This is a genomic window from Porphyromonas sp. HMSC077F02, from assembly GCF_001815465.1.
GTDB lineage: Bacteria > Bacteroidota > Bacteroidia > Bacteroidales > Porphyromonadaceae > Porphyromonas_A > Porphyromonas_A somerae.
This window is the reverse complement of record NZ_KV820654.1, coordinates 59,858-70,483: the sequence shown is the minus strand read 5'-3', so window position 1 is coordinate 70,483 and position 10,626 is coordinate 59,858. Positions and strand designations below refer to the sequence as shown.

11 protein-coding genes are annotated in these 10,626 nt (G+C 54.0%); all 11 read right to left on the bottom strand.

From position 1 onward, the window contains the following. Positions 1-345: 345 nt before the first annotated feature. On the bottom strand, positions 346-1,206 hold the full coding sequence (gene miaA, locus HMPREF3027_RS03685; RefSeq protein WP_070707143.1) for a tRNA (adenosine(37)-N6)-dimethylallyltransferase MiaA: 861 nt from the start codon (positions 1,204-1,206) through the stop codon (positions 346-348). Next, positions 1,206-1,778, bottom strand: a complete 573-nt coding sequence (locus HMPREF3027_RS03680; protein ID WP_070707142.1) for an IS1096 element passenger TnpR family protein — start codon at positions 1,776-1,778, stop codon at positions 1,206-1,208. Before HMPREF3027_RS03680 ends, miaA begins: the two co-directional genes overlap by 1 nt. 41 nt (positions 1,779-1,819) lie before the next feature. After that, complete coding sequence (gene lpxA / locus HMPREF3027_RS03675; RefSeq protein ID WP_021903896.1) at positions 1,820-2,638, bottom strand: acyl-ACP--UDP-N-acetylglucosamine O-acyltransferase; 819 nt, start codon at positions 2,636-2,638, stop codon at positions 1,820-1,822. A 3-nt stretch (positions 2,639-2,641) separates the two neighbouring features. Beyond that, positions 2,642-4,072 carry a bifunctional UDP-3-O-[3-hydroxymyristoyl] N-acetylglucosamine deacetylase/3-hydroxyacyl-ACP dehydratase gene (locus tag HMPREF3027_RS03670; protein WP_070707141.1) on the bottom strand — a complete coding sequence of 477 codons (1,431 nt, stop codon included), beginning with the start codon at positions 4,070-4,072 and terminating at the stop codon, positions 2,642-2,644. Next, positions 4,062-5,129: a UDP-3-O-(3-hydroxymyristoyl)glucosamine N-acyltransferase gene (gene lpxD / locus HMPREF3027_RS03665; RefSeq protein WP_070707140.1), complete on the bottom strand. Its 1,068-nt coding sequence runs from the start codon at positions 5,127-5,129 to the stop codon at positions 4,062-4,064. The genes HMPREF3027_RS03670 and lpxD overlap by 11 nt, the downstream gene beginning before the upstream one ends. A 9-nt stretch (positions 5,130-5,138) precedes the next feature. Next, a complete protein-coding gene (gene pyrF / locus HMPREF3027_RS03660) occupies positions 5,139-5,969 on the bottom strand; it encodes an orotidine-5'-phosphate decarboxylase (RefSeq protein ID WP_070707139.1) in 831 nt (276 codons plus the stop codon). 69 nt (positions 5,970-6,038) lie between these two features. Next, a complete protein-coding gene (locus HMPREF3027_RS03655) occupies positions 6,039-7,187 on the bottom strand; it encodes a lactonase family protein (protein ID WP_070707138.1) in 1,149 nt (382 codons plus the stop codon). An 843-nt stretch (positions 7,188-8,030) separates the two neighbouring features. Further along, positions 8,031-9,011 (bottom strand): glucosaminidase domain-containing protein, encoded by a 981-nt coding sequence (locus HMPREF3027_RS03650; RefSeq protein ID WP_070707137.1) that lies wholly within the window; start codon positions 9,009-9,011, stop codon positions 8,031-8,033. Then, the gene (locus HMPREF3027_RS03645) at positions 9,004-9,723 is read right to left on the bottom strand and encodes a 2-phosphosulfolactate phosphatase (RefSeq protein WP_070707136.1); all 720 of its coding nucleotides are present in this window, start codon (positions 9,721-9,723) and stop codon (positions 9,004-9,006) included. The genes HMPREF3027_RS03650 and HMPREF3027_RS03645 overlap by 8 nt, the downstream gene beginning before the upstream one ends. Then, positions 9,713-10,459 (bottom strand): copper homeostasis protein CutC, encoded by a 747-nt coding sequence (locus HMPREF3027_RS03640; protein WP_070707135.1) that lies wholly within the window; start codon positions 10,457-10,459, stop codon positions 9,713-9,715. Before HMPREF3027_RS03640 ends, HMPREF3027_RS03645 begins: the two co-directional genes overlap by 11 nt. Continuing rightward, positions 10,446-10,626 (bottom strand): hypothetical protein (locus HMPREF3027_RS09675; protein ID WP_210400674.1); only part of this gene is annotated, 181 nt, incomplete at its 5' end. The genes HMPREF3027_RS03640 and HMPREF3027_RS09675, both read right to left, overlap by 14 nt.

Below are 10,626 nucleotides of genomic sequence, written 5' to 3'. Positions count from 1 at the left end.
GGTCAAGGCTCGCAGAGCCGAAGACCGGCGGGTTGAGAGGGACCCCAAATACCACGACCCTTGTGGTCGCACCTACATAGGCTTGTGCGACCGCAAGGGTCGATTACATATACCGTATCCTTTTCCCCGCCGGTCGTTCGGGGGCGTTTGCCCCCTCCGACACGGGGGCTAGCTGAATGGCACCCTGTCGGGTGCGGTGGATACCTTCCTCGGACAGGTCGGACGCCACGATGGCTAGGTGGCTCGCTACTTATCTTGGTGGGCCGTCCGACTCGTCCGACTTGTCTGACTTGTCTGACTTGTCCGAAAAAGGGACCCCCACCGACTTGTCCGATTAGGTACCCCTCATAGAGGTACCTCCGTCCCTTGCCACTTTGAGAAGAAAGCGATCTGCTGTCGGGCATAGGTGCGTGAATGCTTTGCAATTAGCCGAGTTGCTTCCTCTAGCGAGATATCACCGTCGAGGTATTGAAAGATCTCTTTGTACCCAATGGTGTTGAGCGCATTATACTCCCGATAGGGCAGGAGTGACCGTACCTCCTCCACCAGTCCTTTCGCCACCATCTGCTCCACCCGCCGATTGATGCGCTCATACAGCTCCTCACGGGGACGTGTCACCATCCGTAGATCCACCTCAAACGGAAGATTTCGTGGCGCCGGTGTTGTATGAAAACTACTGAATGGACGCCCCGTGGTATGGTACACCTCCAAAGCACGAATGATCCGCTTATGGTTATTAGGGTCAATACGAGCCAGATAATCAGGATCTACCTTCTGCAATTCCTCTCGCAGAGGCACCACTCCTTCCTCGTGAAATCGCTGCCATAAAGCTTCACGGAGCGTAGGCGAGGGTAGGGGAACCTCATCCATCTCATAGAGGAGGGCTTGCAGATACATCATACTGCCCCCCACCGCTACCACCACTGGATACTTGGTCAATAGCGTGTCCAATAGTGCCAATGCTTCCTCCGCATATTGGTAGGCACTATACGGCTCCGTAATCTCTCGGCACTGCACAAAATGATGAGGCACCGCTGCCCTATCCTCCTCGGAGGGGGCATCGGTGCCTATCACCATACCACGATAAATCTGTCGGCTATCTGCCGATACGATCTCTGTATTCAGTTCCTTCGCAAGCTGTAGGGCGTAGGCCGACTTACCCACACCCGTCGCACCAATCACAGTGATTAGCTTGCCACGGCCCATTACTCCTCCGATGTCTCCTCCGCTGGGATATCAAAGCCCTCGGCATCTAGTTCCGAGAGGTCAAAGCTATCACTATCAAACTCCTCCAGTTCCTCCCGCTCAGGCGTTGGACTAGGTGCTGCCTTCGGTTTCTTTGGCTCCGCTACCAGTAGTTCCTCCACGTCCGAAGTCTGCTTTGGTGCCTCCCCCTTCCGACGGGTGCATTGAGGCTTATCTTGCTGTTCTCCGAGGATTACCTCCTTCAGTTCGAGGTAGAAGTAACGGTCCCCGAGTTGATCAAATTGATAGAGTATGCGATCCCCCTTCTCATCGAGGAAGTCATCGAGATAGGTATCATCCATCAGATAATACTCATCATCGGTGGCGTGCAGACCCATATCCATCAGTAGGATCTCCTTTTTAGGACGCCACTGCTTATCCGTGGTAAAGAAACTTGTGATCTGGTCATCACTGTAGCCCACCGACTCCAAGATCGCTCGGTGCAATTCCAAAAATGTGGCGGTGCCATCAATACGGATCTCCCTCAAGAAGCCCGGTACCTCATCACTCACCATCACAAAACGATATATCATACGCTATATTGATAGTCTATAAAAGTTGATGCCTATCCCTACTAATCTAGTGAACTGCCTCGCACAATACCACGAGCCGACTTCTCAATAAAGTCGAGGATGATTTTCTTCTCAGGCAGATCATCATACTCCTCCTTGATCACCTGGATCGCTTCCGTGTTATTCAGCCCACGATTGTAAAGTGTCCGATAGATGTCGTTGATCAGGTAGATCTGCTCCTTGGTGTACTGGCGGCGTCTTAGTCCCACAATGTTGATGCCACAATAGATAGCCGGCTCACGCCCGATCAGAGTGTAGGGCGGGATATCCTTCGTGATGCGTGTACCCCCTTGGAGCATCGTGTGGCAACCGATGTGTACAAATTGATGCACCAGAGTACCCCCACCGAGTATCGCCTGCTCATCAATCACCACCTCGCCAGCTATTTGGCAGGCATTGCCAATGATCACCTTATCGCCCACCTCACAGTCGTGAGCCACATGGGCATAAGCCATGATCAATACATCGCTCCCCACCTTGGTAAAACCCTTGGAGGCGGTACCGCGGCTGATCGTAGCATACTCGCGGATCGTGGTACGATCCCCTACAATCGCCACACTCTCCTCCCCCTTAAACTTCAGGTCCTGAGGCTCGCCACCCACCACAGCATAGGGGTGAATGGTACACTCCCTACCGATGCGTGCTCCATTACGCAAAATAGCACCACTCAGTAGTTTGGTTCCTTCGCCCACCTCTACATCATCCTCGATGACGGCAAATGGTCCTACCTCCACTCCTGCTCCCAGCTTTGCCTTGGGGCTAACAATGGCAAGCGGGTGTATCTTGGTCGTCTCTACCGACGAATTAGTCTGTTCGTTCATATTTTACTGATCCTTACTCTCTGTATTTCGGACAACTTTCGCCATAAACTCTGCTTCACAAGCGAGTTGCTCGCCAATGAATATCATCCCCCTCATATTGGCAATGCCACGGCGGACAGGCCCTATCAAAGCTACCTTCACCACCATCGTATCTCCTGGCACCACCTTTTGCCTAAACTTCGCATGGTCAATTGTTAGGAAATAGGTCGAGTAGTCCTCAGGGTTCTCCATCTGATTTAGGATCAAAAGCCCCCCAATCTGTGCCATACACTCCACCTGTAGTACCCCTGGCATCACCGCCTCATCGGGGAAATGACCCACGAAATAAGGCTCATTATTTGTCACACACTTCACCCCCACAATATGCTCAGGTCCAATCTCTATCACCTTATCCACCAGTAGCATCGGGTAGCGATGCGGAAGCAGCCCTTTAATCTCTTGGATATTCAGGAGCGGTGCCTCATTAGGGTCATAGGTAGGAGCTTGTGTTTGATTGAGGCGAATATCCTTACGGATCATCTTCGCCAAACTGGTGTTGATTGAGTGCCCCGGGCAGGTAGCGATCACCCGTCCTTGGATCCGTCGGCCAATCAGTGCCAAGTCCCCTATCAGGTCAAGGAGCTTGTGGCGTGCTGGCTCATTGGGATACTGCAGCGGCTTATGATTGATATAGCCCAGTTGGTCTGCAGGGATAGAGGTCGTCCCCACCGTTTTTGCCAGCTTATCCATCTTCTCTTGCGGAATCTCCTGGTCGTAGATCACAATCGCATTGTCGAGGTCGCCCCCCTTGATCAGGTTATTATCCAGAAGAGCCTCTATCTCTCGCACAAATACAAAGGTACGGGCAGGAGCGATCTCCTCAGGATAGGTGGTAAGGTCGTCCAGACAGGCAAATTGATTGGAGAGCACCTTCGAATCAAAAGCGATCAGCACATGGAGGCCAAAGGAATTGTCGGGGAGGAGGGTCAGCTTTGAGATGCCATTTTCACCCTTCACCTCTATCTTACGCTTCACCACATAGACCTCCCTAACTGCTGCTTGCTCTACCACCCCCACCTTTTTTATCTGGTGGATATACTCTATCGCACTTCCATCAAAGATAGGGATCTCAGGGGCATTCACCTCGATTAAGCAGTTATCCACCCCCATAGCATAGAGGGCCGACATTGCATGCTCCACCGTGCTCACCTGTAGCTTTTTATTGGAGAGCACCGTGCCACGCTCCGTCATCGTTACATACTCAGCCAATGCCGGTATGGTAGGTCGTTCCGGAAGATCCACCCTACAGATCTTGATGCCGTGACCCTCATTAGCTGGGTTGAAGCGCACCTTGATATTTAGTCCTGTGTGTAGCCCCTTTCCCTCTAGTTCAAAGGCGGCACCTAGGGTATGTTGCTTCTGCGTAGTGCCACCCGAGTTGTTCTTATTTGCCATGATGCTCTGCTTTCAATTGATTCAGCTCCTCCTTCAGCTGCTCTATTTCGCTTTTCAACTGATAGAGTTCGCGGTCCATCTCTGGAAGTTGGACAAACTTTGCCGAGGCTTTCATCGCCTTTATATGTGGCTGTGCGGGGTAGCCAAACCATACGGTATTAGGCTCCTTAATGTCACTTAGTACGCCTGTCTTGGCAGCGAAAGTAACGTGCGGTGCCGTCTTCAGGTGCCCTGCAATACCCACCTGACCAGCCAGTACATTCCACGCACCGATAGTGGTCGAACCTGCTATCCCGCTCTGTGCTGCGATGGCGGTGTGCTCCTCTACTTCGCAGTTGTGTGCAATCTGCACCAGGTTGTCGATCTTCGCTCCCTTACGAATCACAGTGGCATCCATCACAGCTCTATCAATGCAGGCATTGGCACCGATCTCCACATCATCCTCCAGTACCACCCGACCCGTCTGTGGAATCTTGTGGTAGCCGTCGGCATCAGGGGCAAAGCCAAAGCCATCCCCACCGATCACCGCCCCCGAGTGGATCACGCAACGGCGTCCCACCTCGGTATGGTCGCAAATTACCGCCATGCTATAGAGGCGGCTTCCCTCACCGATGGTCACTCTGCCACCCACAAATACATTGGGCCAAATCCTCACCCCATCTCCAATCACCGAGTCGCGACCAATATAGGAGAAGGGGCCAATATAAACCCCCTCACCGATCACCGCTGTCGGATCCACATAGGCAAGAGAGGAGATCCCCATTGGCTTCTCCTCCGCCTCATTGCGTAGTTTTAGTAGCTCGGCAAGAGCGGTATAGGCATTGGGGACCTTGATGAGCGTGGTCGTCACCTCTTGCGAAGGCTCAAAATCGTGATTCACCAGTACAGCACTGCTTTTTGTGCTGTAGAGGTAGCTCTCATACTGCATATTGGAGAGAAAAGAGAGAGCCCCCTCTCGCCCCTTCTCAATACTACTGAAGTCGGTGAGCACCACATCAGGGTTGCCCACCACCTCACCACCTAAGTGGTCTGCGATCTCTTTTGCTGTAAACTTCATTTTAATCTCTTATATACCTGCGTAGGTACGTAGGTAGTCACTCATCTCAGACTGTAGCTCGGCCGCTTTCGCTCCTGCCACCTCTGCAAAGTCCGCTTCAGAACTAGCGTAGATGATGCCACGCGAACTATTCACCAAAAGCCCACACTCACGGGTCATCCCATACTGAGCCACCTCACGAAGCGATCCCCCCTGTGCTCCAACCCCTGGCACCAGTAAGAAGTGGTCGGGAACAATCGTGCGGATATGCTCTAGGTGTGTCGCCTGAGTGGCCCCTACCACGTACATCATGTTAGAGGGGGTACCCCACTCGAGCGAAGTGCGGAGCACCTGCTCATAGAGTCGCTCCCCATTGGAGAGCTGTAGTTGCTGAAAATCGGCCGACCCCTTGTTGCTGGTCAGCGCAAGGAGCACCACCCACTTACCTGGATAGCCCATAAATGGGGCAATGCTATCCTCACCCATATAGGGCGCCACCGTGATGGCATCTACCGCCATCTCCTCAAAGGCAGCTCGGGCATAAAGCCCCGAAGTATTGCCGATATCTCCCCGCTTGGCATCTAGGATTACTAGGCACTCAGGGTGCTCCTGCTGTAAGTAGCTAACCGTCTGCTCCAGTACCGCCACCCCTCGGCTACCCATCGCCTCATAAAAGGCAGCATTAGGTTTGTACGCCACGGCACAGGCCGCTGTGGCATCAATGATGGCTTTATTAAAGGCGAGAAGCCCCTCCTCATTTTGAGGCAGGCAGGCAGGCAACTTGCGTAGGTCGCTATCCAGTCCTACGCAGAGGAAGCTCCGCTTCCTCTCTATCTCTTGTATAAGCTCCGCTCTATCCATAAGCGTTGGTTTAATAAAGTAACTGACCGAATGTTCCTGCAAATATCGTCAATTTTATCAAGATGCCCGCTATTCGGTCCAAAGCAAGCAAGCTGGCTGGTCGATAGTGATGCTGAGGTCTTTCTGCGCTCGCAATAGACCACTCTCCCTATCACAGTTGTAAAACTCTACCTTATTGGCTTTTTTGCACGCCACAGCAAGCCATCGACCAGAAGGGTTAAAGGCAAGGCCCATAGGTTGCTGACCTACACTCTGTGTCCCAGCCTTGGTAAGCTGCCCCATCAACTTATTTATCTTGAATATCGTCACTCGGCTCTCACGTCCCCACTCCGATACATAGAGGTAACGCCCATCTGGGCTGAGACATAGTTGACCTCCACGGCTTTGGGGGTCACCACTTAGCGAAAATCTCTCTACCTCAGTGAGTTTGCCCCGATGATGCTTATAGAGGATCACCTCTGGGTTTTGCTCCGTGAGTAGGTATAAAAATTTACCCGACGAGTCCATAGCGATGCTCTTTGGGCGACTTCCCTTGGGTAGGTCGGTCGTCTCTACATCAATGGTGAGTGGTGGGTTCTTGCTACTGACATTGAAGTGATACACTTTGTCCTGCCCCGCATCCACCACAAAGAGCTCGTTGCCGTTGGGCGAAAAGCAGAGGTCGCTAGGGTGCGACTCTCCCTCTTGACCCAGTAGAATATGCCAATCGGGCTGACCAAGTAGTCCCGCCTCATCGGCAAAAAATAGGGTGATAGAGCCCGCATCATAATTAGCAGAGACCACCTTGCCACGGCCATCTGTCGCCACCGACCGTGGAGAGCCACCCAAGGTAAAGGAGCTATTGATCGCCGTGAGACGACCACTCACCCCATCAAGTTGTAGTGAGCTCACCATCGCCTCCGACGATTGCTCATTGGCGGTATAAATAATTCCCCGCTCCCTATCGAGTGCCAGACTGGTAGGATTGGGGGTGATGAGCGTGCTGCGATGCTTCACATTGAGGGTGCGTGGGTCAAAGCTAAATGAGTAGAGCCCCTCTGACCTATTTTGGGTATAGGTGCCGACCAGAAGGGTCTGTTTTTTAGCTGGCTCATGACCATAGCTGTCTGCTTCCTTGGACTGCGGAGAGAGCAAGCCACAAGAGCTGACTCCCATAGCAAGCAATAGTGCAATAGTCCCTAGGAATAGATGAGTTGGGCGGTATAACTTATTATCCATTATTATCTGATTCTACTCCAAATTTCTCTAACTAAGTGCAAGATAACCATTTCCGATTAACTCTCCAAGAAGTTAGAGGTTTTTAGCCTTTGGAGCCCCCCTTATCGGGGGGCGGTACCTAATCGGACAAGGGGGGGGTACCTAATCGGACAAGTCGGACAAGTCGGACAGATCGGACGGGTCGGACGGCCCAATAGATAGGTGATAGAGCCGGAGCACCCGAAGGGTGCCACTCAGCTAGCCCCCGGTCGAGGCTCGTAGAGCCGAAGACCGGCGGGTTGAGAGGAACCCCAAATCCAACGACCCTTGCGGTCGCACAAACCCCTTCCAAGTGCGACCGCAAGGGTCGATTAATTTGGAATTTCTCGTTTCCCGCTGGTCGTTCGGGGGCGTTTGCCCCCTCCGACCAGGGGCTATCTGAATGGCACCCTGTCGGGTGCGGAGGGAGTGTCTTTGCGGGAGTGCCTATCTCGGACAAGTCGGACGCCGCAATGGAGCACCCGAAGGGTGCCATTCAGCTAGCCCCCGGTCGAGGCTCGCAGAGCCGAAGACCGGCGGGGTAACGAGCCCCAAATTCCACGACCCTTGCGGTCGCACCTGCATCGGCTTGTGCGACCACAAGGGTCGATTAATATATTGCCGATTCGTTTCCCGCTGGTCGTTCGGGGGCGTTTGCCCCCTCCGACCAGGGGCTATCTGAGTGGCACCCTGTCGGGTGCGGAGGGGGGTCCTGTGTCGCCGATCTTGCTCGGCGCGTCCGACTTGTCTGACTCGTCCGACCTGTCCGACTTGTCCGATACAGGCACCCCCGCCGAGTCACCCCCGCCAAGGCACCCCCGCTAGTTACCGTAGGCGGAGGATATCGCCCTCCATTGGGAGGTACTCGGGCGTGAGGTTATTGAGCTGGTAGAGCGACTTGAGCTGGATGCCATAGGTCTGGGCGATACGGTGTATCGACTCACCCACTTGTATGCGGTGCTCAAAGTGGGGTGGGGTGGCTCGCTTATGCTTTGGCTCCAGGTAGATGATATCCCCCTTCTCAAGGGGGTATCCTGCTGGGAGGTCGTTGTACTCCGTTAGTTTTCGTTCCGACATACCCAAGTCGCGAGCAATCGCACTGAGCGAATCATCTTCTCCCGCTAATATATATAGGAGTCCATAGCTAAAGTAGCCCACCCGTTCGCCCGCCGATGTAGTGGGTAGCTCAGGCCGTGGCTTCTTCTGTGCTTCCCTCTTTGGGGCACTCTTCTGTGCATATTGGTAGCGACGAGAGGTGTTGCCCTCATCGATGAGGTAGAGCTGATAATCCTCAATGATTTTGATCAGCTTATTGGCATATCCTCGGTCCGTGGCGTAGCCCGCATGTTGCAGACCTCTAGCCCACCCCTTGTAGTCCGTGGGGTCGAGTCGCTGTAGGGAGCGGTAACGAGGTTGTTGGAGAAACTGCCCATGGTCTTTAAAGGAGTCCTCCACACGGTCGTAGGCACGAAAACATTCATTCGGGCGGTCGTCATTGTGAAAAGTGCGACTACCTCGCCACGACCTATGGCACTTGATGCCAAAGTGGTTATTGGCACCCGTGGCGAGACGACTTTGCCCTGCGCCACTCTCTAGCAGTCCTTGGGCGAGTGTGATACTAGCGGGGACACCATAGCTCTTTTGGTTTTCCAATGCAATGCCAGCATATTGCTCAATATAGCGGTTGTAGGCATTATTGCCCTGCACCTTTGGGAGCGTCACTTGCGTGGTCTTGCTCGTGCCACAACTCGCCAGCAGTAGTGCAAAGCATGCCAGTAGAGAAGCAAGTTGTGTCGATCTACTCATGGCGAACCAGTTTGATCGTTTCTCCCTCCAGCTCCGTAATCGGCAGCACCTCCATCGCATCTATCGTGAGGCAGAAGTCGAGTGCCCCCTCCTTTCCCGCCTTCACCATGCGTGGGTAGTGGTTACTCTCCTTGATGTACTCCGTCAGCGACCCTTTGTGTGCCTGCCATAGCTCCACCATCATCTGCGACACATCGGTCACCACCTCGTGGCTCTCCGAGAGGGCGTCGCAGAGGGCTGCGGCAAAGAGGGTATCCTCCTTTGAGGGGCGTCCTTGCCACCCGGCACAGATCGCCAGCACATCTTGCCCTTGGCAAAAGCGGGCCACCGCAGAGAGGTTCACAAACGTCCCCACCACCACACGATACCCCTCGGCAATCGCCGCCTTGATGGTGCGCGTGCCATTGGTGGTGGTAAAGTAAATTTCCTTGCCCCCGATCGCCTCCTCGGTATACTCCGCTGGGTCATTGCCAAACTGTGCAAAGGGGCACCGCACCACATTTCGTTCCGCCCCCACTAGGTAGCCTTCGGCGGCTCGAGCCTCCGCCTCCTCCACCGTCTCGAGTGGGTAGATCGCCTTGGCTCCGTGCGCCATAGCCGTAGTAATCGTGGTGGAAGCTCTTAGCACATCAATCACCACCGCCACACTTCCTGGCTGGCGGTAGGCTGGAATCAGCTCCGGACTGAGGACAATATCAATCTTATTTTTCACTGCCTATATTATTAATGAGTGTAGCGATCATCTCTTCGTCGCACTCTCTGAATGAATATTCTCCAATCTGAGGTTGGTAGTAGGGCGGAAAGGCAGGCCGACGGTACTTCGTTAGTCCCTCCTTTTCGCTGGAGAAAGTACCATGGATCTCCTTCACCTTACTCTTCTTGATCAGTTCCGCCGCATTATCGGGGGTGATACCAGTACCTGCCATAATAGTGATCCGCTTGCCCGCCTGCTTCACCAGTTGCGCCAGCGTCTCCGCCCCCTTAGGTGCCGAGCTCTCCCCGCCCGAGGTGAGCACCCTACGGAAGCCGAGCGATTTCGCCGCCTCTAGCGATGCCTGAAGATTCTCCGTGCGGTCGAAGGCACGATGAAGGGTCACCGGCAGTTTGCCACACGCCTTGATCAGAATCTTATTGGTGAGCCAATCCAATTCACCATCCTCCGTGAGTGCCCCTAGTGAAAAGCCAGCCGCTCCCACCATCTTCAGTATCTCAATATCCTGTACCATCACCGCTATCTCACGTGTGGTATAGACAAAGTCGCCACCACGAGGACGAATGATCGGGAAAACTGGGATCTTCACCGCCGTTACCACCTCACGAAACATACCCAAGGAGGGGGTGGTGCCACCCTCCGCCAGCGATGCACAGAGCTCCAACCGATGAGCCCCGCCCCGCTCCGCTGCGATGGCCGAAGCCACCGAATCCACACAAGCCTCAATTGTAATCATACACAAAGCTACAAAAAATATCTGTGGCGAGGGTGGCGGGGGTGCCTATCGGGGGTGCCTTATCGGGGGTGCCTATCTCGGACGAGTCGGACAAGTCGGACAAGTCGGACAGGTCGGACGCCGCACTAGCTGGGTTCTCTGAGGCTGGGGCCGTCCGACTTGTCCGA